The organism is Sphaerotilus sp., from assembly GCF_034519685.1.
GTDB lineage: Bacteria > Pseudomonadota > Gammaproteobacteria > Burkholderiales > Burkholderiaceae_C > Sphaerotilus.
This window is the reverse complement of sequence record NZ_JAXHOF010000002.1, coordinates 557,610-583,765: the sequence shown is the minus strand read 5'-3', so window position 1 is coordinate 583,765 and position 26,156 is coordinate 557,610. Positions and strand designations below refer to the sequence as shown.

Here is a 26,156-nt window from a genome sequence, read left to right as displayed (position 1 = left end):
CATGCCCCAGATCGACCCTCCAGCCGCCCGCCCTGTCCCGCAGGTCGCCTGCCCGACCTGCCGCGAGAAGACCCTCTTTGCGCGCAGCAACCCGTGGCGCCCGTTCTGCAGCGAGCGCTGCCGCCAGCGCGACTTCGGCGCCTGGGCGAGCGAGTCGTTCCGGGTCGCGGCGGTCGAGCCGCCGGACGATCAGGGCAGTCCCTGACCCTGGTCGGACAAGCTCAGGCGCCAGCCTCGTGGTGGGTCGGTCCGCTGTGGCCGCGCTCTGCGGCGAACCACTGCAGCACCGGAACCGTGCCCGGCAACACCGGCACCACCGCCACCGGCAGCGTCTGCCACGCCATCTGCTGCGCCTCGCGCATCTCGAAGGCGCCGGTCCAGGCGAACACCTTGCAGAAATGCAGCCGCACCCGCGCGTGCGGGTAGTCCATGACGAGCTGCTGCCACGGCTGCACCACGTCCGGGCCGTGGCCGATCGTGATGCCAAGCTCCTCTTGCAATTCACGGCGCAGCGCGTCTTCGACCGACTCGCCGGCTTCGAGCTTGCCGCCCGGGAATTCCCAGTAGCCGGCGTAGACCTTGCCCTCGGGGCGCGAGGTGAGCAGGAAACGGCCTTCGTGGCCCGCGCTGTCGCGCTCGATCAGCACGCCGACGGCGACTTCCACGGGCGTACGCTCAGACATGGTCAAGGCCGTCCGGCACGTCGTCGCTGATGGCGGTCGGGGCGATGGCCAGATCGACCGGCGCATGGCTGCCGGCGTAGTCGCGGGCAAACTGGTAGGCGACGCGGCCAGACCGCGAACCCCGCTCCAGCGCCCACAGCAGCGCCGGCTGGCGTGCCGCCTCGATCGCCGCCTCGGCCACGCCAAAATGGCGCAGCCACTGGCCGACGATGGTCAGGTACTCGCGCTGGCTGAACGGGTAGAAGCTCACCCACAGCCCGAAGCGCTCGGACAGCGACACCTTCTCCTCCACCGCCTCGCCCGGGTGCAGTTCGCCCTCGTCGGTGTAGGTGGCGCTCAGGTTGTCCTTCATCTGCTCGGGCAGCAGGTGGCGGCGGTTGCTGGTGGCGTAGATCAGCACGTTGTCGCTGGTCTGCGCGACCGTGCCGTCGAGGATGGACTTCAGCGCCTTGTAGCCGGACTCGCCCTCGTCGAAGCTCAGGTCGTCGCAGTAGACGATGAAGCGCTCCGGCCGCTCGGCGATCAGGTCCACGAGGTCGGGCAGGTCGGTGAGATCGGCCTTGTCCACCTCGATCAGGCGCAGGCCCTGGTCGGCGAAGGTGTTCAGGCAGGCCTTGATGAGCGAGCTTTTGCCCGTGCCGCGCGCGCCGGTGAGCAGCACGTTGTTGGCGGGGCGACCGGCGACGAACTGCGCGGTGTTGCGCAGCAGGCGCTCCTTCTGCGTGTCCACTTCCTTGAGGTCGGCGAGCTTGAGCGGCGCGATGTGGCGCACCGGCTCCAGCACGCCGCCCTGGCCGCGCTTGCGGTAGCGGAAGGCGATGGACGCGCTCCAGTCGGGCGCGCTCAGCGGGTGGGGCAGCACGGCTTCAAGACGCGCCAGCAGCGCCTCGGCCCGTTGGATCAGGCTGGTGAAATCGCTCATGGGCTTGGGGACGCGGGCGCGTCAGTGGATCATCATCTGCAGCGACGCGTCGAGGTGCTCGACCGGGCTGCGCTTGAAATCGGAACGGGCAAAGCGCTGCAGCCGCCCGAGGCAGTAGCTGGTCAGCATCGACGCCTGCGCGGCGGCCTCGGCCGTCGGGGCGAGCGAGCCGCGGGCGTCGGCGGCCTGGCGCAGGCTCTGGCGCAGCAGCGACTCGATGCGGTCGAAGAACTGGTTCATGCGCACCTGCAGCCGCTCGTGTTCGAGCACCAGCGCGTCGCCCACCATCACCCGCGCCATGCCCGGATTCTTCTCGGCGAACTGCAGCAGCACGGCGACACTGTGCGCGGCCTGCACCCGCGGGTCCGGCTCGCGCTCGACGATCTGGTTGACGAGGGTGAAGACGCTGGACTCGATGAACTCGATCAGGCCCTCGAACATCTGCGCCTTGCTGGCGAAGTGGCGGTAGAGCGCCGCCTCGCTCACGTCCAGGCGGCTGGCCAGCGCGGCCGTGGTGATGCGCTCGCCGCCGGGCTGCTCCAGCATCTGCGCCAGGGTGTGCAGGATCTGGACGCGGCGCTCCCCCGGCTTGGGCCGCTTGCGCACGGGCGCCGCGGCGGGCGCTTCAGTGGACGGGCTGGCGGAATCGGGGGTGTCGGGCATCGGATCGAGCACGGGATCGGAGCGTCAGAGGTGGATCGGCGGGCCTCAGCGCCAGCGGGCCAGCGCCTGAAGGCTGCGGATTCTGGCACACACGTACACCGGCCGCCGCGCCAGCGCCAGCCCCGCTTCCGGTCCATGGATCCCGTCGCGCAGCCAGCGCTGCATCCACACCGTGCGCATGCCGATGCGCCGCGCCGCCTTCTGGTGGCCGACCGTGTCCTCGACCAGCACGCAGCGGTGGACCGGCACCTTCAGCCGCACGGCGATCGCCCGCAGCATCCGCGCATCCGGCTTGGGGCGCAGGTGGCCGAACATCGCCATCTGCTCGATGCCGATCACGCCGTCGAAGTAGCGGCCGAGGCCGAGTGCGGCCATCACCCGCTCGGCGTAGGCCTGCGGCGCGTTGGTCAGGATGAACTTGGGGCCACGCAGCCGACCCAGCGCGGCGAGGTCGTGCGGGTGGCTGCGCAGGCGCGCTTCGAGCCCCGGCAGCGCGTGGGTGTCATGCAGGAAGTGCGACGCCTTGACGCCGTGGTGGCGCACCAGTCCGAGCAGCGTGGCGCCGTAGCGCTGCCAGTAGCGCCCGCGCAGGTACTCGGCCTCGGCGCGGGTCAGCGCGAGTTCGCGCTCCATGTAGACCGTCATCGACTCGGTGATCTGCGCGAACGCAGCGCGGCCGGCGTCGTGCAGGGTGTTGTCGAGGTCGAAGAGCCAGACGGGGGCCCGGAGCGGACGTGGCGCGCTCACGGGTTCAGGTCACCAAAAGCGTCCGCCAAGGTCAGGTCCAGCGCGAGGCTGTCCAGCCGCAGCACCGCCGCCTCCCCCTCGCCCACCGGCTCGTGCAAGACCCAGCCGACCGGCTCGCGGCGGAACAGCTCCAGCCGGCGCGCCTTGACGTTGACCAGCAGGTACTCCTGCAGCGACGACAGCTTGCGGTAGGCGGCGAACTTGTCGCCCCGGTCAAAGCCAGCGGTCGAATCCGACAGCACCTCGGCGATCAACAGCGGGACATGGATCGCCATCTCCTGCTGGCGATCCGCCTCGTCACAACTGACCATGACATCCGGGTAGAACACCGCGTCGGCGGCCTCGACCTCCAGCTTCATGTCAGCGATGTAGGTCCGGCTGCGCGTGCCACGCAGGTGCTCGCGAAACCGGGCAAACAGGGCACCGGACACCAGCACATGGGACTGCCGCGCCCCGCCCATCGCCTGGACCGGAAAGACCTCCCCGGTCAGGTACTCGTGCTTGTCGGGCTGCTGCGCCTCCCAGCCAAAGTATTCGGCCCGGCTGAAACGCGGCTGTGGTTGTGGCAGTCCCATGGTGTGCGCCCCGTTGCTGGTTACCGAGCCCGGATCATCGTCCCGAACGCCTGGTCCGTCAGGATCTCCAGCAGCAGCACATGCGGCACGCGGCCGTCGATGATGTGGACCGCGTTCACGCCGCACTTGGCCGCGTCGATCGCGCCCGCGATCTTCGGCAGCATCCCGCCCGAGATCGTGCCGTCCTCGACCAGCTCGTCGATGCGGCGCGAGGTCAGCTCGGTCAGCAGGTTGCCGGCCTTGTCGAGCACGCCCTTGATGTTCGTCAGCATCATCAGCTTCTCGGCCTTGAGGATCTCGGCCAGCTTGGACGCCACCAGGTCGGCATTGATGTTGTAGCTCTCGTTGCGCTCACCGAAGCCGATCGGGCTGATGACGGGGATGAACTGGTCGTCCTGCAGCGCCTTGACCACGCTCGGATCGATCGACTCGATCTCGCCGACCTGGCCGACGTCGTGCTCGACGCTCGGGTCGTGCTTGTCGAGCAGCTTGAGCTTGCGGGCGCGGATCATCGCGCCGTCGCGCCCGGTCAGGCCCACCGCCTTGCCGCCAGCGGCGTTGATGAGGCCGACGATGTCCTGCTGCACCTCGCCGCCGAGCACCCACTCGACCACGTCCATCGTCTCCTGGTCGGTGACGCGCATGCCCTGGATGAAGGTGCCCTTCTTGCCGATCTTGGCCAGCGCGGCGTCGATCTGCGGGCCGCCGCCGTGGACGACGATCGGGTTGATGCCGACCAGCTTGAGCAGCACCACGTCCTCGGCGAACGCCTGCTGCAACGCCGGGTCGGTCATCGCGTTGCCGCCGTACTTGATGACCATGGTCTTGCCATGGAACTTGCGGATGTAGGGCAGGGCCTGGGCGAGGATCTCGGCCTTGTCGTGCGAGGCGATGTGCGACAGGTCAGCGGGCGCATGGGACATGGGGGACTCCGGTCGATGAATACGGGGATTCTAGGGAATGCCCGTGCCCCTACAATCGACCGATGGCCCGCCCGATGTCCCGCCCCACCCTGCACTGGCTGCTCTGGCTGGTGATCGCGCTGCTGCCGCTGCGCGGGTGGGCGATGGCGGCGATGGCGGTGTCCGTGCCAGCGGTGGCGATGCACGACACGCAAACCACGGCCACGGCCGAGGACACCGCGCTGCCGCCCTGCCACTCCACTGCCGCCACCGACAAGCCCGCCGTGCAGCACGCCGGCTGCTCGCTGTGCGAGGTCTGCCACGCCAGCCTGGGCCTGCCGATGGTGAACGGGCTGCACCTGCCCGACCTGCCTCACGCGGCGCCCGCCATCACGCCGATCACCGGCGTGTGCGACGGTCCGCCCGGCGAACTCTTCCGACCGCCTCGTCACCAGGCCTGATCCGAGCCGTGGTGCGTGACCTGCGTGGCAGGTCGCGTGCCGTGCCGATCCGTCCTGTTCCGTCCGATGAGGTTCCCCCATGTTCCGTCTTGTCACGGCCACCGCGCTGGCGCTGGTGGCCCTGTCGGCAGTGGCCCAGCCCGCCACCCCGGCCGACCCCGCCGATCCGCAGGCCACCGTCGCCCCGCTGGTCCACCGCGCCACCCTGGCCGGTCGCATCCCACCCGACCACCCTGAACTCGCCGACTGGCGCGCCGTCAACGACCGGGTGCGGGCGGTCGGCGGCTGGAAGGCGTATCTGAGGGAGTCCGCAAGATGAGGCCCCCTCGTTCACTGGCCTGGGCGGCGCTCGCGGCCACCGCCGTGCTCGCCGGCTGCGCCACCTCCTCGCCCGACACGGCGATCGCGCCCGTGCAGCAGCAGCTCCGCCAGCACACCGGCGCCACGCTGGCCCGCTGGCCCGACGCACAGGCGCCCTCCCCCGAGGCCCGGGAGCGCCTGCGCACCCTGCTCGCGGCGCCGCTGACGCTGGACGGCGCGGTCGAGGTCGCGCTGCTCCACCACCGCGGGCTGCAGGCGTCGCTGGCCGACCTCGGCGTGACGCAGGCCGAGCTGGCGCAGGTCACGCGCCTGCCCAACCCCGGCTTCACCTTCAGCCGCACCACCAGCGGCGAGGAGATCGAGTGGGAGCGCGGCCTGCACCTCAACCTCGGCCGCCTGCTGCTGATGCCGCTCACCCGCACGCTGGAGGACCACCGCCTCGCCCAGCAGCAGGCACAGACGACGCTGGCCGTGGTGACCCAGATCGCCGGCGTGCGCCGCGCCTGGGTCGAGGCGGTGGCGGCCGAGGAAAGCCTGCGCTACCTGCGGCAGGTCCACGACGCCGCCGAGGCCGGGGCCGAGCTGGCGCGGCGCATGGCGCAGGCCGGCAACTTCAACAAGCTGGCGCTGGCCCGCGAGCAGTCGTTCGAGGCCGACGCGCTGCTCAACGTCGCCCGGGGCGAACGCGCCCGCGACGCCAGCCGCGAGCGCCTGAACCGCGCCCTGGGCCTCTGGGGCGATCAGCTCGGCTACACGCTGCCTGAGCGCCTGCCGGACCTGCCCGCCACGCCGACCGAGCAGCCCGACATCGAAAGCCGCGCCCTCGCGCAGCGGCTGGACGTGCAGGCCGCCAAGACCGCCACGGCGCAGACCGCCCGTGCCCTCGGCCTGACGCGCACGACGCGCTTCCTGAACGTGCTGGAAGTCGGCGCCACCCGCTCGGTCACGAACGACGGCCACCGCAGCCGCGCCTGGGAGGTCGGGCTGGAGCTGCCACTGTTCGACTGGGGCGATGCCAAGGTGGCACGCGCCGAGGCGACCTACACCGCCAGCCTGCACCGCACCGCCGCCATCGCCATCGACGCCCGCTCCGAAGTCCGCGAGGCCTACCGCCACTGGCGCCACGCCTGGGACATCGCCCGCCATGTGCAGACCGCCGTCGTGCCGCTGAAGAAGCGCATCCACGATGAAAACCTGCTGCGCTACAACGGCATGCTGATCGGCGTGTTCGAGCTGCTCGCCGATGCGCGCGCCCAGATCGCCAGCGTCAACAGCGCCATCGACGCACGGCGCGAGTTCTGGCTCGCCGACGCGGATCTGCAGATGGCCATGCTCGGCCGGCCCACGCTGTCCGCCGGCGCGGCACCCGCTTCGTCCACCGCCGCCGACGCCGGCGGCGGTCACTGACACAGGAATCTCCTTCCATGCTTTCCCGACGCACCTTCTTCTCTGCGGGCGCTGCCGTGGCCGCCGCCTCCGTGAGCCGCGTGGCGATGGCCGCGCTGCCCGAACCCGTGATCCAGACCAGCGCGCAGACCGCCAAGCCGCTGATGCCGCCCGACGGTCGCCCGTACCACCCGGTGGTGACGCTCAACGGCTGGAGCCTACCCTGGCGCCTGAACAACGGCGTCAAGGAGTTCCACCTCGTCGCCGAGCCGGTCGTGCGCGAGATGACGCCCGGCTTCAACGCCCACCTGTGGGGCTACAACGGCCAGTCGCCGGGGCCGACGATCGAGGTGGTCGAAGGCGACCGCGTGCGCATCTTCGTCACCAACAAGCTGCCCGAGCACCACGCCGTCCACTGGCACGCCCAGCGCCTGCCGTGTGGCATGGACGGCGTCAGCGGCCTGACGCAGCCGCCGATCCCGCCGGGCAAGACCTTCGTCTACGAGTTCGAGGCCCGCCGCCCCGGCACCTTCATGTACCACCCGCACGCCGACGAGATGACGCAGATGGCGATGGGGATGATGGGGATGTGGATCACCCACCCGAAGCTCGACGCCCGGGGCCGCCACCCGCTGATCGAGAACGTCGACCGCGATTTCTGCTTCCTGCTCAACGCCTTCGACATCGAGCCGGGCAGCGCGACACCCAAGATCATGACCATGCTCGACTTCAACCTGTGGGCCTGGAACAGCAGGATCTTCCCCGGGCTGGACACGCTGAACGTGCGACTGAACGACCGGGTGCGCATCCGGGTGGGCAACCTGACGATGACCAACCACCCGATCCACCTGCACGGCCACGAGTTCGAGGTCACCGGCACGGACGGCGGGCCGGTGCCGAAATCGGCGCGCTGGCCGGAGGTGACGACCGACATCGCGGTCGGGCAGATGCGCCAGGTCGAGTTCATCGCCAGCGAGGAAGGCGACTGGGCCTTCCACTGCCACAAGAGCCACCACACGATGAACGCGATGGGCCACAACGTGCCGACGATGATCGGCGTCGACCACAGTGGGCTGGCCAGGAAGATCACCCAGCTCATCCCCGACTACATGGTCATGGGCGAGCGCGGCATGGCCGACATGGGCGAGATGGAGATGCCGCTGCCGGACAACACCGCGCCGATGATGACCGGCGAAGGGCCGTTCGGCGGCGTGGAGATGGGCGGGATGTTCAGCGTGCTCAAGGTGCGGCATGACCAGAAGCCTGGCGACTACAGCGATCCCGGCTGGTTCAAACATCCCAAGGGCACCGTGGCCTATGAATGGACGGGCGAACCGCTGCCGGAGCCCGTCAAGGCCGCCCCCGCACAGCCTGCGCCGACCGACACCACCGTGCGCGCCCGCAAGCCGAGCGACCACAAGCACCACTGAGCCCCCCGGAGCACCGACGCCATGACCCTGCAGAACATCCCGTCCCGACGCCATGTCATCGCCGCCTGCTGCGCCCTGTGCGTCAGCGGCCTCGCGCTCAGCCCGGAGGCCCAAGCCCACGGCGACAAGGCCCACGCCGCCGCCGGCCCCGTGCGCAAGGAACAGAAGCCCTGGGGCATCGCCGGCGAGCCGCGCACCGCGCGCCGCACGGTCACCGTCGCGATGGGCGACGACATGCGCTTCCGGCCTGACCGCATCGAGGTGCGCGAGGGCGAGACGGTGCGGCTCGTCATCCGCAACACCGGCCGCGTGATGCACGAGTTCGTGCTCGGCACGCCCGAGGAGCTGGCCGCACACGCCGAGCAGATGAAGAAGTTCCCCGACATGGAACACGACGAGCCCTACATGGCGCATGTGCCGCCGGGCCAGTCCGGCACGATCGTGTGGACCTTCAACCGCCCCGGGGACTTCCAGTTCGCCTGCCTGATCGCCGGGCATTTCCAGTCCGGCATGGTCGGCGCACTCCGGGTGGTGGCGAAATGAGCGCCCGCCGCACGCTGTTGCGCACCGGCGCGGCTGCGGCGCTGGCCGCGCTGGCCTGGCCGGCGCGGGCCGCGTCGCCCCGCACGGCGCCGCTGGTCGAGGTCTGGAAGAGCCCGACCTGTGGCTGCTGCCAGGACTGGGTCCAGTATCTGGAGCGCAACGGTTTTCGCACCCGCACCTTCGACACCGGCAATGCAGAAGCGCGGGCACGCCTGGGCATGCCGGAGCGCCTGGGCTCCTGCCACACGGCGCGGGTCGAGGGGTTCGTGATCGAAGGCCATGTGCCCGCCCGCGAGATCCACCGCCTGCTGCGCGAGCGGCCCAAGGCGCTCGGGCTGGCGGTCCCGGCCATGCCGATCGGCTCGCCGGGGATGGACGGACCGGAGTACGGCGGCCGGCGCGATCCGCACGACGTGCTGCTCGTCGCTGCCGATGGCCGCACGTCTGTCTACCAGCGTTACCCGTGAACCGTTGACCCCCTACAAGGAGCCCCACTGATGAACACCACGACGATGACGTTGTCCCGCCGCCTCGCAGCCCTCGGTCTGGCCACCCTGGCCCTGGTCGGCCTGCCCGCCCACGCCCAGAGCAGCGATGCCGAGGTGATGAAGATCGACAAGGCCCAGCAGAAGATCACGCTCAAGCACGGCGAGATCAAGAACCTCGACATGCCCCCGATGACGATGGTGTTCCGCGCCCAGGACGCCGCGATGCTCGACAGCGTGAAGGTCGGCGACAAGGTGAAGTTCGACGCCGACAAGGTGGGCGGGCAGTACACCGTGGTCAAGCTCGCCCCGGCGAAGTGACCACGACCGCCGCTGCGGCGGCGAGTCCGTAGAGCGCCAGTACCGTCCACCACGCCCGGTCCGACACGCAAGGCCACGGCGCCGACTCCACTGGCGCCATCCGCATCAGCAGCGCCGCCGGCACCAGCACCATCGGCAGGAACTGCACCAGCAGGTAAGGCCGCAGGTCGCCGACACCGCCCTGCTCGGTGAACCACCAGTACAGCACCGACGCGGTCGCCACGCCCCAGGCCGTCAACAGCGGAACGACTCCCGCCCAGCGGGCATCGACCCGCTGCGCCAGAAACCCGCAGGTCAGCGCCGCGCAGGCCCACGCGATCGGCAGCCGGTCGAACACGAGCCGCGCGTTGTCTGGCGCCCAGTGGTAGTGCGACGAACCGAATGCCGTCAGCACCAGCGCGACCGCAAACACCACCCAAGCGCGCGCACCGACCGGCGGCGTGCGCCGCCACCGCCACAGCGCCCAGCCACCGACCAGCGCAAACGGCAGGTTGCTCAGCACGTTCCAGAGGGTCGGCGGTCCCGCGGAGAGGACAGGAAGGACAAGGACAGCGTCATCGCGAACCCCTCGGGGTCAGTGGAGGAGTCCGCATCCTGCGCAGCGTGAGCGCCCGAGGCAAATGCCAAGGGTTCGGTGCCGTGTCACTGGACCGGCGGTATCGCCGGGTCGGCTTCCCAAGGGTTGACCAATGCCAGACCACATCCCTCGAAATCCGCCACATTCCGCGTGACCACAGGCCATCCGCGCTCTTTGGCGATGGCCGCGATCAGCAGATCCAGCCCCACGGCTGGCCGCCCCATGCGCTGTCGCCCCGCCCGCAGCTCGGCATAGACCTCTGCGGTCGCTGCCTCGAACCCAGCGACCCGCGTCCCGAAACCACGGTGGAGCAGGTCCGTGAGGCGCTGGTTCAGGTCGCGACGCCGTGCGCCCTCGGGCAACACCGCCACCCCTGCACGCAGCTCGGCCACCGTGATGGCCGAGGTGTAGAGATCCTCATGGCGCTGCGCCTGCAGCCAGTGCAGCACAGCAGACGAGGGCGCCGGCCGCATCAGCTCCGACAACACGTTCGTGTCGAGCAGCATCACGCGCTGAAATCCGGCAGAGGCCGCGCCTCGGTGCGCGCCGGAATCGCGAGTTCAACCCCGTGTTCCGGCCCGAAGATCGACACGGCGAGGTCCGCCAGGTGCGTCGGCGCAGTGCCTTCTTCCGGCAGCAGCGCCCCACGCAGGATCTGGCGCACCTCCTCTTCCATCGAACGCCCGTGCAGGGCAGCCACCACCCGGAGTCGGGTTTTCAGGGTGTCGTCGAGGTTGCGGATCGTGAGCGTGGCCATGGCATTTCCTCAGCAGGCAATGCTGTCAATGATAGCAACGCTGCCTCGGTTCCCTGAACTCGAATTACCCCAAGGTCCACAGCGCCGGCAACCCCGCCAGCGCCCGGAACACCCCCGACAGCGCCCCGCTGCGCACCAGTTCGGTGGCGCGCTCGATGTCCGGCGCCAGGTAACGGTCAGTCGGCATCGCCGGGCATTCGCGGCGCAGCAGCGCGTGCGCCTGCTCCAGCGCGGGCGAGCTGGTCAGCGGGCGCAGGAACTCGATGCCCTGCGCCGACGCCAGCCACTCGATGCCGAGGATGGTGGCCACATTGGCGATCATCGGCTGCAGCCGGCGCGCAGCGAAGGTGGCCATCGAGACGTGGTCTTCCTGGTTGGCCGAGGTCGGCAGGCTGTCCACGCTGGCCGGATGCGCGAGCGACTTGTTCTCGCTGGCGACGGACGCCGCCGTGACGTGGGCGATCATGAAGCCGCTGTTCAGGCCGGCGTTGGCGGTGAGGAACGGCGGCAGGCGCGAGACGCTGGCGTCGATCAGCATCGCGATGCGGCGCTCGGCGATGGCGCCTACTTCGGCGATCGCCACCGCCATCGCGTCAGCGGCGAGTGCCACCGGCTCGGCGTGGAAGTTGCCGCCCGACACCATCGCGCCGTCCTCGGCGAAGACGAGCGGGTTGTCGGTGACGGCGTTGGCCTCGCGCACCAGCACGAGCGAGGCGTGGCGCAACTGGTCGAGGCAGGCGCCGACCACCTGCGGCTGGCAGCGCAGGCAGTAGGGATCCTGCACCCGGTCGTCGCCGTCGGTGTGCGAGGCACGGATGGCGCTGCCGGCCAGCAAGGCGCGGTAGTACTGCGCCACGTCGATCTGGCCCGGCTGGCCGCGCAGCGCGTGGATGCGCGGGTCGAACGGGCCGTCGCTGCCACGCGCGGCGTCCACCGTCAGCGCGCCGATCACCAGCGCCGACTCCAGCACCGGCTCGAAGCTCAGGAAGGCATGCAGCGCCAGCGCGGTCGAGGTCTGCGTGCCGTTGATGAGCGCGAGGCCCTCCTTCGCGGCGAGCTGCAGCGGCGCGATGCCGTGGGCGGCGAGCAGCGGCGCGGCGGGCACGCGCTGGCCGTCGTGCAGCATCTCGCCTTCGCCGAGCAGCGCCAGCGTCATGTGCGACAGCGGCGCCAGATCGCCCGACGCGCCGACCGAGCCCTGGCTCGGCACATACGGCACCAGCCCGGCGTTGTGGACCGCCAGCAGCGTGTCGATCACCACCGGGCGCACGCCGGAAAAGCCCCGCGCCAGACTCGCCGCCTTCAGCGCCAGCATCAGCCGCACCACCTCGGGCTGCAGCGGCGCGCCGACGCCGACCGAGTGCGAGCGGATCAGGTTGAGCTGCAGCGTCGCGAGGTCGTCGGCGCTGATGCGCTGGTTGGCGAGCTTGCCGAAGCCGGTGTTGACGCCGTAGACGGGCGCGTCACCGGCGGCGGCAGCCTGCACCACCGCCGCGCTGGCGAGGATGGCGGGCTGGGCGTCGGGGTGAAGGTCGAGGCAGATCGGAGCGGCGTGGATCGCCTGCAGGTGCTCCAGCGTCAGTGCGCCCGGGATCAGGGTGAGGGTCGTCGTCATGGTCGTGGTCATGGCGGTGTTCAGTCTTTCAGCATCGGCAGGTTCAGGCCCTGGTCGCGGGCGCACTGGCGGGCGATCTCGTAGCCGGCGTCGGCGTGGCGCATCACGCCGGTGGCCGGGTCGTTCCACAGCACGCGCTCGATGCGCCGGTCGGCGGCCTCGGTGCCATCGCAGACGATCACCACGCCGCTGTGCTGCGAGTAACCCATGCCCACCCCGCCGCCGTGGTGCAGGCTGACCCAGGTCGCCCCGCCCGCGGTGTTCAGCAGCGCGTTGAGCAACGGCCAGTCGCTGACCGCGTCCGAGCCGTCCTGCATCGATTCGGTCTCGCGGTTCGGGCTGGCGACGCTGCCGCTGTCGAGGTGGTCGCGGCCGATGACGATCGGCGCCTTCAGCTCGCCGGTGCGGACCATCTCGTTGAACGCCAGCCCCGCCCGGTGCCGCTCGCCCAGGCCGATCCAGCAGATGCGCGCCGGCAGGCCCTGGAAGGCGATGCGCTCGCCGGCCATGTCGAGCCAGCGGTGCAGGTGGGCGTCCTCAGGGAACAGCTCCTTCATCTTGGCGTCGGTCTTGCGGATGTCTTCCGGATCGCCAGAAAGCGCCACCCAGCGGAACGGCCCCTTGCCGCGGCAGAACAGCGGCCGGATGTAGGCGGGCACGAAGCCAGGAAAGTCGAAGGCGTTCGCCACGCCCTGGTCGAACGCGACCTGGCGGATGTTGTTGCCGTAGTCCACCGTCGGCACGCCCATCGCCTGGAAGTCGAGCATCGCCTGCACATGCACTGCGCAGCCCTTGGCCGCCGCGTCGCGCAAGGCCGCGTGCTGCGTGTCATCGGCCTGTGCGGCGCGCCACCGCGCCACCGTCCAGCCCGGCGGCAGGTAGCCGTGGACGAGGTCGTGCGCCGAGGTCTGGTCGGTCACCAGGTCCGGCCGCGGCCCGCCCGCCCGGGCGCGGCGCACCAGCTCCGGCAGCACCTCCGCCGCATTGCCCAGCAGCCCGACCGACACCGCGCGCCCGGCGGCGGTGTGGCGGGCGATGCGGGCGAGCGCGTCGTCGAGGTCATCGGCCTGCTCGTCGAGGTAGCGCGAGCGCAGGCGGAAGTCGATGCGGCTCTGCTGGCACTCGATGTTGAGCGAACACGCGCCCGCGAACGTGGCGGCCAGCGGCTGCGCGCCGCCCATGCCGCCCAGCCCGGCGGTCAGGATCCAGCGCCCGGTCAGGTCGCCGCCAAAATGCTGCCGGCCCGCTTCGACGAAGGTCTCGTAGGTGCCCTGCACGATGCCCTGGCTGCCGATGTAGATCCACGAGCCTGCGGTCATCTGGCCGTACATCATCAAACCCTTGCGGTCGAGTGCGTGGAAGTGCTCCCACGTCGCCCACTTCGGCACCAGGTTCGAGTTGGCCAGCAGCACGCGCGGCGCGTCGGCGTGCGTGCGGAACACGCCGACCGGCTTGCCAGACTGGATCAGCAGCGTCTCGTCCTCCTTCAGTTCGCGCAGGCTCTGCAGGATCTGCTCGAAGCAGTCCCAGTCGCGCGCCGCCTTGCCGATGCCGCCGTAGACGACCAGCGTGTCGGGGTGTTCGGCCACGGCCGGGTCGAGGTTGTTCTGCAGCATGCGGTACGCCGCCTCGGTCAGCCAGTTGCGGCAGTGCAGCGTGGTGCCGGTCGGGGCGTGGACCGGGCGGGCCTGGGCCGTGGCGCGGGGGGTGGACAGGTCGGTCATGTCGGGCTCCTGAGAATGCTGCGCACTCTACTTGTCTAGACAAGCTCATGCAAGTAGCATCACACCCATGTCCACGCCGCCCTCCCCCAAGCCGCCCTCATCGTCTTCACCCGCCGCGATGGCCCCCTACGCCCGCGTCAAGCAGCACCTCAAGGAGCGCCTCACCGCCGGCGAATGGGCGCCGGGCGCACAACTGCCCTCCGAGGCCGAGCTGGTCGCGCAGTTCGGCATCAGCCGCATGACCGCCAACCGCGCATTGCGCGAGCTGCAGGCGGACGGGCTGGTGCAGCGGGTGCAGGGCGTGGGCACCTTCGCCGCGCCACTGCACCGCGTCTCGGCCACGCTGACGCTGCGCGACCTGCACGAGGAGATCGCCGAACGCGGCCACCGCCACAGCGCCGAGGTCCACCTGCAGCGCGCCGAGCCGGCCAGCGCCGAACTCGCCGCCGAGTGGGGTCTGGCGCCGGGCGCGCCGGTGTTCCGCACGCTGATCGTGCATTTCGAGAACGGCGTGGCGCTGCAGTGCGAAGACCGGTTCGTCAACCCGGCCGAGGCACCCGACTACCTCGCGCAGGACTTCACCCGCACCACGCCGACGCACTACCTGTTCCAGGCCACCACCCTGTGGCGGGCGCAGTACGCGATCGTCGCGGCGCAGCCGACCGCGCAGGAAGCGAAGCTGCTGGGCATCGCGCGCACCGACGCCTGCCTGATCGTCCACCGCCGCACCTTCAGCCGCGACGCGCCGATCACCACCGCCCGGCTGGTCCACCCCGGCCACCGCTTCCAGCTCGACGGGCAGTTCACGCCATGAGTCTCCCGACGCACACCAGCCACCGCACGCGCCGCACCCTCTGGCGCGGCGCCGCCCTCGCCACGATGACCCCCGACCGCCCCTGGGGCTGGATCGACGACGGCGCCGTGCTGGCCGAGGGGGAGCGCATCACCTGGGTCGGCCCGGCGCGCGACCTGCCGGCCGATGCGACAGCCGATGTGGAACACGACCTCGGCGGCGGGGTACTCACGCCCGGCCTGATCGACGCGCACACCCACCTCGTCTACGGCGGCCACCGCGCCCGCGAGTTCGAGCTGCGGCTGCAGGGTGCGAGCTATGAGCAGATCGCCCGCGCGGGCGGCGGTATCCGCTCGACCGTGGCCGCCACCCGCGCCGCCTCCGACGACACGCTGCGCCACCGCGCCGTGCAACGCGCCCGCGCCCTGCTCGCCGAGGGCGTGACGGCGCTGGAGATCAAGTCCGGCTACGGCCTGAGCGACGTGGACGAGGCACGCTGCCTGCGCATCGCCCGCGAGGTCGGCGCCGCCACCGGCCAGACCGTGCGCACCACCGCGCTGGCCGCCCACGCGCTGCCACCCGAATTTGAGGGCCGCCCGGACGACTACATCGACGCCGTCTGCCAGTGGCTGCCGGGCTGGCACGCGCAGGGACTGGTCGACGCGGTGGACGGTTTCTGCGAGTCGATCGCCTTCACGCCGGCGCAGATCGCGCGCGTGTTCACCGCCGCCCGCGCGCTCGGCCTGCCCGTCAAGCTGCACGCCGAGCAGCTCAGCGACAGCGGCGGCGCAGCGCTGGCGGCCCGCTTCGGCGCGCTGAGCTGCGACCACCTCGAATACCTGTCGGACGCAGGCGTGCAGGCGATGGCGGCGGCGGGCACGGTGGCGGTGCTGCTGCCCGGGGCGTTCTACTTCCTGCGCGAGACGCGGGTGCCGCCGGTGGACGCGCTGCGCGCGGCGGGTGTGCCGATCGCCATCGCCACCGACCACAACCCGGGCTCGTCGCCGACGCTGTCGCCGCTGCTGATGCTGAACATGGCCTGCACGCTGCTGCGGCTGACGCCCGAGGAAGCCTTCGCCGGCATGACCCGCCACGCCGCCACCGCGCTCGGCCTCGGCGCCCGCCACGGCCAGTTGACGCCGGGGCGCCGGGCCGACCTCGTCCACTGGGCGGTCGACCATCCGAACGAACTCGCCTACGCCTTCGGGCAGCGGCCCGGCTGCCGCGTCTGGCTGGGTGGACAACCCGCCGGCGACACCCACCACCCCTACTCCGCCTGAGTCCTGCACCGTGATGCCCACCGACACCTTCACCCTGCTGCCCGGCCGCACGCCGCTGCTGGTCAGCCTGCCGCACGCCGGCACCTTCATCCCGGAGACGCTGCGCTCGGCGTACACCGAGCGCGCGCTGGCGGTCGAGGACACCGACTGGCACCTGGACGCGCTCTATGACTTCGCCCGCGAGCTGGGCGCGGGGCTGCTGATGCCACGCTGCTCGCGCTACGTCATCGACCTGAACCGGCCGCCGGAGAACACGCCGATGTACCCGGGCGCGAACAACACCGAGCTGTGCCCGACGCGCAGCTTCACCGGCGAGCTGATCTACCGCGACGGCTGCGCGCCCGATGCAGCCGAGATCGACCGCCGCCGCGCCGTGTACTGGCAGCCGTACCACGATGCGCTGGCCGCCGAACTCGCCCGGCTGCGCGCCCTGCACGGCCACGCCGTGCTGTTCGACGGCCACAGCATCCGGGCCGAGCTGCCGTGGCTGTTCGAGGGCCGGCTGCCCGACCTGAACCTCGGCACCGCGAGCGGCACGAGCTGTGCGCCGTCGCTGCGGGCGGCGCTATCGGGCGTGCTGGCGAGCCAGTCGGCGTTCACGCAGGTGGTCGATGGCCGCTTCAAGGGCGGCTACATCACGCGCCACTACGGCCAGCCGGCCGCGCAAATCCACGCCGTACAGCTCGAAATGGGCTGGCACTGCTACATGGATGACACCCCAGGCGCCCCGCCGGCCATCGACCCCACCCGCGCGGCGCGGGTGCAGCCGGTGCTGCACGCTCTGCTGCAGACGCTGCGCGACTGGACCCCGGGAGCCGCCGAATGAGTGCCGCCGTGAACCACGCCCACGGTGCCGGTCGCGCCAATCGCTGGTGGGCGCCCCATGCCTGGCTCGACGGCCGCTGGCAGGACGACGTGCTGCTGGTCAGCGACAGCGGCGGGCGCTGGGCGACCGTACAGGCTGGCGTGCCGTGTCCGCTGGACGCGCAGAGGCTGGCCGGACCAGTGCTGCCAGGGCTGGTGAACGCGCACAGCCACGCCTTCCAGCGCGCCTTCGCCGGCCTGTCCGAGCGGCGTGAACACGCGGGCGACGACTTCTGGGGCTGGCGCGACCGCATGTACCGCGTGGCCGGCGCCGTGACGCCCGACGACGTACAGGCCATCGCCGCGCACCTCTACCGCGAGCTGCTGGCCGGCGGCTACACGCAGGTCTGCGAGTTCCACTACCTGCAGCACCAGCCCGACGGCACACCCTACGCCGACCCGCTCGCGATGGGCCACGCGCTGAAGGCCGCCGCCGAGGCGGTGGGCATCGGCCTGACGCTGCTGCCGGTGCTCTACGAGCGCGCCGGGTTCACGCAGCCCGCGCTGCGCGAGGACCAGCGCCGCTTTCACCTGGATGCCGACGGGGTCTGGGCTGCGCACCGAACGCTGGCTGCGCAGTCGCACGCCACGTTCAACGCCGGGGTGGCCGTGCATTCGCTGCGGGCGGCGGCGCCCGCGTCGGTCCACCGGCTCGCGCAGCTCGCACGCGGCATGGACGGCCCGGTCCACATCCACGTCGCCGAACAGACCGCCGAGGTCGAGGACTGCCTGACCGCCACCGGCCGGCGCCCGATCGAGTGGCTGGCCGCCGAGGGCCTGCTCGACCCACGCTGGCAGCTCGTCCACGCGACCCACACGGTCCCGGCCGAGATCGAAGCGGTCGCGCGTGCGGGCAGCGCCGCCGTGATCTGCCCGAGCACCGAGGCGAACCTGGGTGACGGGCTGGCGGACCTGCCCGGCTGGCTGGACGCGGGCGTGGGGCTGGCGATCGGCTCGGACAGCCACGTCACGCGGAGCTGGACGGAGGAGCTGCGCTGGATGGAGTACGGCCAGCGGCTGCTCCACCGCCAACGCAACATGGCCGCCGCGCCGCACCAGGGCCAGCCGGCCACCGCCGCCCGGCTGTGGCAGCTCGCACTGGACACGGGCGGACGGGCCGCCGGTCAGGCGGTGTGGGGATTGCGCGTCGGAGCGCGGGCGGACCTGCTGGTGATCGACACGGCGGATGCCGCGCTGGTCGGCGTGCCCGGCGAGCACCGGCTGGACGCGCTGGTGTTCAGCAGCCCGGGGCGGCCTTGGCGCGACGTGATGGTCGCCGGGCGCTGGGTGGGGGAAGCGGACACCGCCGGGCGCTTCGCCGACGTGATGCAGCGGCTGTGGTCCTCGCCGTCAGGCGGGCAGGACCGGGTTCGCTGACGCCTGGACACTGCGCACCACGTGCGGCACCACCGACAGGACGCCGCCACCGATCGGAACCGACTCGACCGCCGCCCCGCCGGCCGCCGCGTCCTGCACGTCCACGACGTCCACCACGACCGCACAGTCCCGCCCCGACTGCTTGGCCCGGTACAGGCCCCAGTCCGCCACCGTGACCGCGTCCGCCCAGGCGTGTGCCCCCGCGCCCGTCCGCAACGGAAACGCCACCAGGCCGATCGACGAGGTCACCACGAGCGGGCCGGCCGAGGTCATGACCGGCTCGCTGTCCAGACACGCGAGCAGCCGCCGCGCCAGCCGGTCCAGCCCCCCGTCGCCGACCTCGCCGACACACAGCAGGAACTCCTCGCCGCCCCAGCGCGCGAACAAGTCCTGCTTGCGCACCACCCGGCCGATGCGCCGCACCACCTCGACCAGCACCTCATCGCCCACGCCATGCCCGTGGCGGTCGTTGATGCGCTTGAAATGGTCGATGTCGAACAGCGCCAGCGCGGAGCCGGAGGCGTCGACGACCTCGTGGATGTGCTCCTGCACATGCCGGCGGTTGAAGGCGCCGGTCAGCGGGTCGCGGCGACTCTGCTCGTCGAGCTTCTCGTGGGCGCCGCGCAGTTCGGCCTCGTGCCGCTCCTCGCGGGCGACCAGCGCGTCGTAGGCCTGGATGATGTCGCCGAGTTCATCGTCCCCGCGACTGGGCTCGACACGCACCCGCTCGACCCCGCTGGCAGCCCGTGTGATCGCGCGGTGCAACCGGTCCAGCCGCCGGCTCACCAGGAGCCGGAACCCGAACCCCGCCGACAACAGCGTGACGACAAAGGCGATCGACACGATGCCGGCCAGCATCAGCAGAAACTTCCTGAACAAGGTCAGGCGCACAGCCAGTCCGTTCGCTCACAGACGCTGCACCTTGCCCTTGTCCATCAATGCCATCAGCGGCGCCCGGTTGGCCACCTCGGTGCGGAACACGACATGGCCGTTGCCGCGGACAGCGGTGTAGAAATCCATCTCGACCGGCTTGCCCGCGCTGTCCCGGAACTCGGAACACAGCACGCAATGCGCGCCAAACACCATGATCATCGGGTGGGGGGTGGTCGGGTAGAGCTTGCGCACCTCGCCCGTGGACAGGTCGAGCCACAGGAAGGCGCCGTCCACCAGCAAGCGGTCGACGTGCACTTGCAGAAAGCTCTGCAGCTTCACGCGAAGGGTGGCGTTCGGGTCTGCGGCCAGCGCAGGCAGTGCGCCGGCCAGCAGCACACTGCCGAGGGCCGCGGAGACCATGCGTCGAGACATCATGTCAGTCGTCCGGAAGTCGATGGTTTTTCGATATCGACCATCGGCCTGCGACATGAAGACCTCACGCGCCGTAGCGCCCTTCCAGATGCGCCCGGAAATGCGCCGGATTCAGCGTCTCCCCGCTGGCCCGACGCGACAGCTCCGGCGTCTCCCAGCGCGAGCCCTGGCGCCAGATGTGGTCCTTGAGCCAGTCGAACACCGGGTTCAGGTCACCGGCGGCGATGCTGGCGTCCAGGTCGGGCTTCTGGCGGCGCATCGTGGCGAACCACTGCGCCGCGTACATCGCCCCGAGCGTGTAGCAGGGGAAGTAGCCGAACGAGCCGGACGGCCAGTGCACGTCCTGCATCGGCCCGTTGCGGTAGTCGCCCCGCGTGTCGCGGCCGAGGTAGGCCAGCATCTTCTCGTCCCACAGCGCGGGGATGTCGGCCACATCGATCGTGCCCTCGATCAGCGCACGCTCGATCTCGAAGCGCAGGATGACGTGCGCCGGGTAGGTCACCTCGTCGGCCTCGACGCGGATCAGGCCCGGCTCGACCCGGGTGGCCAGCCGGGTCAGGTTCTCGACCGTGAAGGCCGGCTGCGCGCCGAAGTGCTCGACCATCAGCGGCACCAGTTGCGCGACGAAGCCGGGATGCGCGCCGAGCTGCATCTCGAACGACAGGCTCTGGCTCTCGTGCAGGCCGTAGGAGCGCGCCCGCGCCATCGGCTGGCCGAGCCACTCACGCGGCAGGTTCTGCTCGTAGCGGGCGTGGCCGGTTTCATGCACCGTGCCCATCAGGCTCGACATCAGGTTGTCCACCGAGTAGCGCGTGGTCAGCCGCACGTCCTCGGGCACGCCGCCGGAGAACGGGTGCGTGCTCTCGTCGAGCCGGCCGCCGTCGAAGTCGAAGTCCAGCAGCGCCATCACCCGCAGGCTCAGCGCCTTCTGCTGCGCCACCGGGAACGGCCCGACCGGCATCAGCACCGGCGGCTCGGCGTGCTGGCGCGCCTGCACCTGCTGGATCAGGCCCGGCAGCCAGGTCTTCAGGTCGCCAAACACGCGCTCCACCTCGGCGCTGGTCGTGCCGGGCTCGAAGCGGTCCATCAGCGCGTCGTAGGGCATCAGGCCGGTCGCTTCGGCCAGGTGCATCGCCTCCTCGCGCGCGACCTGCACGACGGGGCGGAAGTTCTCGACGAAGCCGGCCCAGTCGTTGGCCGGTCGCTGGCGGCGCCAGGCGTGTTCGCAGCGCGCGGTGGCCAGCGTGCGGCGCTCGACCAGCGCGGCCGGCAGCGCATTCGCCGCCCGCCAGTCGCGGCGCATCTCGCGCAGGTTGGCGCGCTGGTCGTCGCTGAGCGGCTCGCCTTCGGCGCGGTCGAGCAGCGCCTTGAGGGCCGGGTCGGTGCGCTGGGCGTGCATCAGGCCGTCGAGTTCGGCCATCGCGGCGGCGCGGGCCTCGTTGCCGCCGGGGGGCATATTGGCGGCCTGATCCCAGCCGGCGATCGAGCCGAGGTGCTCGAAGCGGTAGAGGCGCTGGAAGCGGGCTTCGAGGTCGGTGTAGGCGGGGGTTGTTGCGAGGGTCATCGGCGGATTCTCCGGAAGCGAAAAACAAGAATGCTGCTACGGTAGCGCGACATGACCGAATCCGCCCAGGGGAATGACATTGCGCATCACGGCAACGCACATCGAGACGTGGGCAGGCACCCGCGACGCACAAGCTCAACTGCCGCTGCTCGTTCGGCGTCTCATCCAGAGCACAGTAAAAACGACTGCACTGTCAATGCCGGCAGGAGACTCGATCAATGAGCCGGGCTATGACGGGATCACCCATGCGAGCGAGGGCAATCCTTGGGTTCCAGTCGGCACTGCATGCTGGGAAATGGGCTGCGACGCTCGGCCGACAAGCAAAGCAGACGGAGATTTCGCCAAACGGGTTTTCGAGTCCTCGATCGAAGAGATGACTGCCACCAGCTTCGTTTTCGTCACGCCAAGGCGCTGGCGACAACGGAAGGAATGGCGACAACTCGCTGCAGCCACAGCACCATGGCTTGATGTGCGGGTTCTTGACGCGGACGATCTGGAGGCATGGATTGAGCACGTCCCGGCTGTGATGCTGTGGTTCGCTGAACTGCGTGGGCTGTCAGGACCCGGAATCGAGTCGACAGCCAACTACTGGCAGAGATGGCGGGGACACTCTCGGTTGCTATTGACGAGGCTTTGTTGCACAACCCACCCCGCCGGCCGATGGTCGAGCGGTGAGGTAGGCTGACAGGATGAGCAAGCCAGCAAAGCAGAAGTACGTGACGAAGAACTGGGCGCCGTACACGAAGGCGCTGAGGGCGCGGGGCTCGCTGACGATGTGGCTGGACCGGGACATGGCGTGGCAGGCTGCGCCGGTCAGCGGCAAGCCGGGGCGACCGGCGACGTACAGCGACGCGGCGGTGCAGTGCTGCCTGACGATGAAGGTGCTGTTCGGACTGGCGCTGCGCCAGACGCAGGGGTTCGTGCAGAGCGTGCTGGGGCTGTCGGGGCTGGACTGGCAGGCACCGGACTACAGCACGATGAGCCGGCGCGAGAAGCGGCTGACGGTGGAGATCACGGCGCGGCCGAGCCGGGGCGGGCTGCACCTGCTGGTGGATTCCACGGGGATCAAGATGCTGGGCGAGGGCGAGTGGAAGACCAAGAAGCACGGGGCGGAGTACCGCAGGCAGTGGCGCAAGGTTCACCTGGGGATCGACGCCGAGACGCTGGAGATCCGGGCGATCGAGGTGACGGACAACAGCGTGGGTGACGCGCCGATGCTGCCGGAGCTGCTCGGGCAGATTCCGGCAGAGGAGGTGGTGCTGTCGGTGAGCGGGGACGGGGCGTATGACACGCAGGGCTGCCACGACGCGATCGCCGAACGAGGGGCCGAGGCGGTGATACCGACGCGCAAGAACGCCCAGCCGTGGAAGGCCAAGCGGCCGGGGGCGGCGGCGCGCAACGAGATACTGCGGGCGACGAACCGGCTGGGCCGGGGGATCTGGAAGAAGTGGAGCGGCTACCACCGGCGCTCGCTGGTGGAGACGAAGATGCGCTGCTTCAAGCTGCTGGGCGAGCGGGTGATGGCGCGCACCTTCGAGCGTCAGGTGGTGGAGCTGCAGGTGCGGGCTGCGGTGCTCAACCGCTTCACCCACCTGGGCACCCCGGTGACGCAGGCTGTGGCGTAACTCCGTCTGGGGTCAGGGGAAACTCGGCTTCGGCGGAGTTGTGCAACAAAGCCGATCAAAGTACCAGTTCTCGTTCTATAAAGAATAGAACTTCATATAAACAGCTTATGAGCGTCACGCCCACTGGGAAGACGATCAGACACGCCTGATGCACGAAGGTTTGTAGGACACGATCGCATCCCCCGGAAGAAATCCAAGGCATCCGATACCAGTGCTTTGCATCAGACAGACAAAAAAGTCAGGGGTCACGATGAAGTCGGCCGCACCGACCACCACCAGTTCGACCAGTTGGTGGTCGGCTTCATCGGGCAGGTTGGGCCGCCAGCCGAAACAGACCCGCGTCCATTCGCACGTGCCCAGAAAGCTGTCCAGCAGTTCGGTGCGCTCATCACGATCGCGAAGACGGCCCTCGAACAACGTGGACCGCCATCCAGGCGTCAGGGAATCAGCCCATGCGCCTGCCCGTAACGCATCAGCTCGACCGCCGTGTTCACCCCCAGCTTCTGGCGGATCAGCGTCTGGTAGTTGGACACCGTCTTGTCGGACACGCCCATCTCGGCGGCGATCTGGTCGAGCGTCCAGCCGCGCAGCAGGCCCATCAGGGCGTCGTGCTCGCGCAGCGTCAGGTGGTGGTGCCCCGGCAGATCGGACCGGCGCGCCGCCACGCTTGGCGCGGTCGCCCGCACCGAGGCCGGTGCCACGTGGGCGATCTGCCGCACAGCGTCCAGCAGACATTCCGGGTCGCTGCTCTTGCCGATCAGCCCGACTGCGCCCGCCCGCAGGCACTGTGCGCGCAGGGCCTCGGTGTCGTGCATCGTGAAGACGAGCACCTTCAGCGCCGGGCGTTCGGCGTGCAGTTGCTGCAGCAGGTCCAGCCCGCTGCGCCCGGGCATCGACAGGTCGAGGATCAGCAGGTCGATCTCACCCTCCGACCGCCGGCACAGGTCCGCCCAGGCGCTGTCGGCGTCACCGTATTCCGCGACCACGCGCAGGCCGGGCTCGTCCTCCAGCAGACGCCGGTAGCCCATGCGCACGATGGCATGGTCATCCGCGATGGCCAGTCGCAGCGGGACAGGCGAGGAGGTCAGGAAGGGCATGGCGCATCATGAGGCTGGTTCAACGGCAGCCACGCCTGCAGCGTCAGGCCTGGCCGGTCGGCGGTGCCCGGCAGTATCCGCCACTGCCCGGCCTGTGCCCAGACCCGCTCCTGCATGCCGCCCAGTCCGTTGCCACGCTGCAGCGCGGCGGCGGCTGGCTGGCCCAGACCGATGCCGTCATCGCACACCGACCAGCACAGCCAGCCACGGCGCGGCGCACCAGGCGACAGCACGAGCCGCACCGTCAGCTCGACCTGCCGCGCCTGCGCATGGCGGGCCGCGTTGGTCAGCGCTTCCTGGCTGATGCGGTAGACCGTCAGGGCCAGATCGCGGGGCAACTCGATCTCGGCGGTCTCGGACACCGCGGCGGTGTCTGTGGGTGTCGGCATGTCCAGCGTCAGCGTGCAGGTCGTGCCGGTGCGGGTCTCCTGCCAGCTCCGGACCAGCGCTTCGAGCATCGACACCAGGCGCTCCAGCGGCAACGTGCCGGGGTCGCGGCCCTCGCCCGCCGGACCGAACGGGCGCAACTGGACCAGCAGTTGCCGGATGTCGCGCTGCACCTCGCCGCAGCGGGCCGACATGCCCTGCACCACCGACAGCAGCTCCGGCCGATCGGCCACCTGGCGGGTCAGCCACGTGGCATCGAAGCGCAGCGCGGTCAGCCGCTGGCCGAACTCGTCGTGGAGTTCCCGGGCCAGGCGCGTGCGCTCGTCCTCCTGCAGCGTGAGCACCTTCTGGCTCAGCAGCCGGCGCTGCGCCTCGGCCTGCTCCAGCCCCCCGGCGAGGTGGCGCAGCGCCATGGCGATCGACTCCAGCTCCCGGATCGGCATCGTCGGCAGGCGCCGCACGGGCACCAGCGCCTGCCGCTCGATGTCGCTGATGGCGTCGAGCAGGTCAGCCAGCGGCGCGAAGGCCCGCTGCATGTTCCAGCGCATCACCAGCAGCAAGCCGGCGATGCAGCCCAGCAGGATCAGGAAGATGCCCGCCAGGTCGGCGATGGCCTCGTGGCGCTCGCCTTCGGATGAAGCGTGCAGCGAAACGGTCCAGGGATCGCCGACCGGCCGCGCCACCGACCAGGACACGCTGCGGGTCTCCGGCTCGGAGAGGAAGTCGCGGTGCAGGCGGACCAGCGTGTCCATCACGACCGAGGCGTCTTCGTGTGCCGGTGCTGATGGCGGCGAGGGTGGCGCCAGCAGCACGCGCCCGTCGGCGGCGTGGATGTTCAGCTCCAGGTGGCGCAGCGGGCTCTCGGCCTGCATCGCCCGCAGGGACTCCAGCGCGCTGCGGTCGTCGACATGGGACAGCGTTCCGAGCTTCGCCATCACCGCCGCGAGCGTCATCGCCGCCTCGACTTCCTCGTCGATGGCCTCCTGTGTCCGCTGCAGCCCGACCAGCAGCGCCAGCCCCACGGCCAGCAGCCCGACCAGGATGGCCCGCCGCATCACCAGGCGAGGCAGGTCCAGTGGGGGAATCCTCTTCATGACAAACCCTCAGAGCTGTACCAGCCCTTGTTCCACCGCGAGACGCAACAGCTTGAAGTCACTGCGCACGTCGAGTTTCTGGCGTACCAGCGACATGGTGTTGAACACGGTCTTTTCACTGATGTGCAGAGCCTGGGCGATCTCGCCGATGGACTCGCCGGACGTCACCAGGCGCAGCACGTCGAACTCACGCGGGGTGAGTCGGTCCAGCAGATCGCCCTGCCCGACACGCGCGGCGTCGCTCAGCAAGGCCTGGGCGATCTCGCCGGAAAACACCCGCCGTCCGCGCGCCACCTGTCGCACGGCGTCGAGCATGTGCTCAGGATCGCTGTCCTTGGTGAGGTAGCCCAGCGCGCCCGCGCGCAGCGCCTGCAGTGCGTAGCTCTCCTGCGCATGCATCGTGAAGATCAGCACCCGCAGGCCGGGCTGGCGTTCGCGCAGGCGGCGCACCGCTTCCAGGCCGCTGTCGCCCTTCAGGCTCAGATCGACCACGGCCACGTCGATGGTGTGCTGTCGGATGAGTTCACAAGCCTGGGCCGAGGTGCTGGCTTCCGCGACCACTTGCAGGTCCGGCTCGGTGTCGATGAGCTGGCGGTAGCCGGCCCGCACCACTGCGTGGTCGTCCAGCAGCAGGATCCGGATCATGCGTTTTGTCTCC

Annotated in this window: 31 protein-coding genes; 13 read left to right on the top strand and 18 right to left on the bottom strand. The window is 70.4% G+C overall.

Translation table 11 applies throughout. The features are described 5' to 3' along the window. The first annotated feature begins 1 nt into the window (after window position 1). Window positions 2-205 (top strand): DNA gyrase inhibitor YacG, encoded by a 204-nt coding sequence (locus U5O44_RS03165; protein WP_322587003.1) that lies wholly within the window; start codon window positions 2-4, stop codon window positions 203-205. 16 nt (window positions 206-221) lie between these two features. On the opposite strand, the gene U5O44_RS03160 is transcribed toward U5O44_RS03165, so the two are convergent. The 6 genes from U5O44_RS03160 to argB are packed head-to-tail and all read right to left on the bottom strand — an operon-like array spanning window position 222 to window position 4,513. Next, window positions 222-683, bottom strand: a complete 462-nt coding sequence (locus U5O44_RS03160; protein ID WP_322587002.1) for an NUDIX domain-containing protein — start codon at window positions 681-683, stop codon at window positions 222-224. Continuing rightward, the gene (locus U5O44_RS03155; protein ID WP_322587001.1) at window positions 676-1,605 is read right to left on the bottom strand and encodes an ATP-binding protein; all 930 of its coding nucleotides are present in this window, start codon (window positions 1,603-1,605) and stop codon (window positions 676-678) included. Before U5O44_RS03155 ends, U5O44_RS03160 begins: the two co-directional genes overlap by 8 nt. A gap of 21 nt (window positions 1,606-1,626) precedes the next feature. Next, complete coding sequence (gene slmA, locus U5O44_RS03150; RefSeq protein WP_322587000.1) at window positions 1,627-2,268, bottom strand: nucleoid occlusion factor SlmA; 642 nt, start codon at window positions 2,266-2,268, stop codon at window positions 1,627-1,629. 45 nt (window positions 2,269-2,313) lie between these two features. Next, window positions 2,314-3,015 carry an HAD-IA family hydrolase gene (locus U5O44_RS03145; protein ID WP_322586999.1) on the bottom strand — a complete coding sequence of 234 codons (702 nt, stop codon included), beginning with the start codon at window positions 3,013-3,015 and terminating at the stop codon, window positions 2,314-2,316. Beyond that, window positions 3,012-3,590 (bottom strand): Uma2 family endonuclease, encoded by a 579-nt coding sequence (locus U5O44_RS03140; RefSeq protein WP_322586998.1) that lies wholly within the window; start codon window positions 3,588-3,590, stop codon window positions 3,012-3,014. Before U5O44_RS03140 ends, U5O44_RS03145 begins: the two co-directional genes overlap by 4 nt. A 20-nt stretch (window positions 3,591-3,610) precedes the next feature. Then, complete coding sequence (argB, locus tag U5O44_RS03135; RefSeq protein ID WP_322586997.1) at window positions 3,611-4,513, bottom strand: acetylglutamate kinase; 903 nt, start codon at window positions 4,511-4,513, stop codon at window positions 3,611-3,613. A gap of 74 nt (window positions 4,514-4,587) precedes the next feature. On the opposite strand from argB, the gene U5O44_RS03130 reads away from it, so the two are divergent. The 7 genes from U5O44_RS03130 (at window position 4,588) to U5O44_RS03100 (ending at window position 9,439) form a co-directional block, all read left to right on the top strand. Beyond that, the gene (locus tag U5O44_RS03130; protein ID WP_322586996.1) at window positions 4,588-4,953 is read left to right on the top strand and encodes a hypothetical protein; all 366 of its coding nucleotides are present in this window, start codon (window positions 4,588-4,590) and stop codon (window positions 4,951-4,953) included. Window positions 4,954-5,032: 79 nt separating this feature from the next. Continuing rightward, entirely contained in the window at window positions 5,033-5,272 is a 240-nt protein-coding gene (locus U5O44_RS03125) for a hypothetical protein (RefSeq protein ID WP_322586995.1), read from the top strand. Continuing rightward, window positions 5,269-6,681 carry a TolC family protein gene (locus U5O44_RS03120; protein WP_322586994.1) on the top strand — a complete coding sequence of 471 codons (1,413 nt, stop codon included), beginning with the start codon at window positions 5,269-5,271 and terminating at the stop codon, window positions 6,679-6,681. Before U5O44_RS03125 ends, U5O44_RS03120 begins: the two co-directional genes overlap by 4 nt. A 17-nt stretch (window positions 6,682-6,698) precedes the next feature. Then, entirely contained in the window at window positions 6,699-8,090 is a 1,392-nt protein-coding gene (locus U5O44_RS03115; protein ID WP_322586993.1) for a multicopper oxidase family protein, read from the top strand. A gap of 21 nt (window positions 8,091-8,111) precedes the next feature. Continuing rightward, window positions 8,112-8,633: a cupredoxin domain-containing protein gene (locus U5O44_RS03110; protein ID WP_322586992.1), complete on the top strand. Its 522-nt coding sequence runs from the start codon at window positions 8,112-8,114 to the stop codon at window positions 8,631-8,633. Further along, on the top strand, window positions 8,630-9,100 hold the full coding sequence (locus tag U5O44_RS03105) for a DUF411 domain-containing protein (protein WP_322586991.1): 471 nt from the start codon (window positions 8,630-8,632) through the stop codon (window positions 9,098-9,100). Before U5O44_RS03110 ends, U5O44_RS03105 begins: the two co-directional genes overlap by 4 nt. A 30-nt stretch (window positions 9,101-9,130) precedes the next feature. Next, window positions 9,131-9,439: a copper-binding protein gene (locus U5O44_RS03100; protein ID WP_322586990.1), complete on the top strand. Its 309-nt coding sequence runs from the start codon at window positions 9,131-9,133 to the stop codon at window positions 9,437-9,439. Here the strand turns inward: U5O44_RS03100 and U5O44_RS03095 are convergent. The 5 genes from U5O44_RS03095 to hutU all read right to left on the bottom strand — a co-directional run bounded on the left by U5O44_RS03095 (window position 9,417) and on the right by hutU (window position 14,112). After that, the gene (locus U5O44_RS03095) at window positions 9,417-9,941 is read right to left on the bottom strand and encodes a hypothetical protein (protein WP_322586989.1); all 525 of its coding nucleotides are present in this window, start codon (window positions 9,939-9,941) and stop codon (window positions 9,417-9,419) included. The two genes, U5O44_RS03100 and U5O44_RS03095, sit on opposite strands and share 23 nt — an antisense overlap. A 140-nt stretch (window positions 9,942-10,081) precedes the next feature. Beyond that, a complete protein-coding gene (locus tag U5O44_RS03090; protein WP_322586988.1) occupies window positions 10,082-10,522 on the bottom strand; it encodes a type II toxin-antitoxin system VapC family toxin in 441 nt (146 codons plus the stop codon). Beyond that, window positions 10,522-10,773, bottom strand: coding sequence for a FitA-like ribbon-helix-helix domain-containing protein (locus U5O44_RS03085; RefSeq protein ID WP_322586987.1), 252 nt, complete (start codon window positions 10,771-10,773; stop codon window positions 10,522-10,524). The genes U5O44_RS03090 and U5O44_RS03085 overlap by 1 nt, the downstream gene beginning before the upstream one ends. A 64-nt stretch (window positions 10,774-10,837) precedes the next feature. Further along, the gene (gene hutH / locus U5O44_RS03080) at window positions 10,838-12,400 is read right to left on the bottom strand and encodes a histidine ammonia-lyase (protein ID WP_322586986.1); all 1,563 of its coding nucleotides are present in this window, start codon (window positions 12,398-12,400) and stop codon (window positions 10,838-10,840) included. Between the two features lie 8 nt (window positions 12,401-12,408). Continuing rightward, window positions 12,409-14,112: a urocanate hydratase gene (hutU, locus tag U5O44_RS03075; RefSeq protein ID WP_322586985.1), complete on the bottom strand. Its 1,704-nt coding sequence runs from the start codon at window positions 14,110-14,112 to the stop codon at window positions 12,409-12,411. Window positions 14,113-14,179: 67 nt separating this feature from the next. On the opposite strand from hutU, the gene hutC reads away from it, so the two are divergent. From hutC to hutF, 4 genes are read left to right on the top strand one after another with little or no spacing between them, the layout of a single operon-like run. Beyond that, window positions 14,180-14,926, top strand: a complete 747-nt coding sequence (gene hutC, locus U5O44_RS03070; RefSeq protein WP_322586984.1) for a histidine utilization repressor — start codon at window positions 14,180-14,182, stop codon at window positions 14,924-14,926. Continuing rightward, entirely contained in the window at window positions 14,923-16,185 is a 1,263-nt protein-coding gene (hutI, locus tag U5O44_RS03065) for an imidazolonepropionase (protein WP_322586983.1), read from the top strand. Before hutC ends, hutI begins: the two co-directional genes overlap by 4 nt. 13 nt (window positions 16,186-16,198) lie before the next feature. Continuing rightward, window positions 16,199-17,011: an N-formylglutamate deformylase gene (gene hutG / locus U5O44_RS03060; RefSeq protein WP_322587109.1), complete on the top strand. Its 813-nt coding sequence runs from the start codon at window positions 16,199-16,201 to the stop codon at window positions 17,009-17,011. Continuing rightward, complete coding sequence (gene hutF / locus U5O44_RS03055; RefSeq protein WP_322586982.1) at window positions 17,008-18,426, top strand: formimidoylglutamate deiminase; 1,419 nt, start codon at window positions 17,008-17,010, stop codon at window positions 18,424-18,426. Before hutG ends, hutF begins: the two co-directional genes overlap by 4 nt. Here hutF and U5O44_RS03050 read toward each other — a convergent pair. From U5O44_RS03050 to U5O44_RS03040, 3 genes are all read right to left on the bottom strand, one after another. Further along, entirely contained in the window at window positions 18,400-19,305 is a 906-nt protein-coding gene (locus U5O44_RS03050; RefSeq protein ID WP_322586981.1) for a GGDEF domain-containing protein, read from the bottom strand. The genes hutF and U5O44_RS03050 overlap by 27 nt on opposite strands. A gap of 27 nt (window positions 19,306-19,332) precedes the next feature. Next, entirely contained in the window at window positions 19,333-19,734 is a 402-nt protein-coding gene (locus tag U5O44_RS03045; protein ID WP_322586980.1) for a hypothetical protein, read from the bottom strand. Between the two features lie 61 nt (window positions 19,735-19,795). Beyond that, window positions 19,796-21,295: a carboxypeptidase M32 gene (locus tag U5O44_RS03040; RefSeq protein WP_322586979.1), complete on the bottom strand. Its 1,500-nt coding sequence runs from the start codon at window positions 21,293-21,295 to the stop codon at window positions 19,796-19,798. 689 nt (window positions 21,296-21,984) lie between these two features. Here U5O44_RS03040 and U5O44_RS03035 point away from each other — a divergent pair. Beyond that, entirely contained in the window at window positions 21,985-22,920 is a 936-nt protein-coding gene (locus U5O44_RS03035) for an IS5 family transposase (RefSeq protein WP_322586978.1), read from the top strand. 135 nt (window positions 22,921-23,055) lie between these two features. Here the strand turns inward: U5O44_RS03035 and U5O44_RS03030 are convergent, their stop codons facing one another. From U5O44_RS03030 to U5O44_RS03015, 4 genes are read right to left on the bottom strand one after another with little or no spacing between them, the layout of a single operon-like run. Continuing rightward, entirely contained in the window at window positions 23,056-23,337 is a 282-nt protein-coding gene (locus U5O44_RS03030) for a hypothetical protein (protein ID WP_322586977.1), read from the bottom strand. A gap of 20 nt (window positions 23,338-23,357) precedes the next feature. Further along, window positions 23,358-24,017, bottom strand: coding sequence for a response regulator transcription factor (locus U5O44_RS03025; RefSeq protein ID WP_322586976.1), 660 nt, complete (start codon window positions 24,015-24,017; stop codon window positions 23,358-23,360). Further along, complete coding sequence (locus U5O44_RS03020) at window positions 24,005-25,498, bottom strand: sensor histidine kinase (protein WP_322586975.1); 1,494 nt, start codon at window positions 25,496-25,498, stop codon at window positions 24,005-24,007. Before U5O44_RS03020 ends, U5O44_RS03025 begins: the two co-directional genes overlap by 13 nt. Before the next feature lie 9 nt (window positions 25,499-25,507). Further along, complete coding sequence (locus U5O44_RS03015; RefSeq protein ID WP_322586974.1) at window positions 25,508-26,143, bottom strand: response regulator transcription factor; 636 nt, start codon at window positions 26,141-26,143, stop codon at window positions 25,508-25,510. Between the last annotated feature and the right edge of the window lie 13 nt (window positions 26,144-26,156).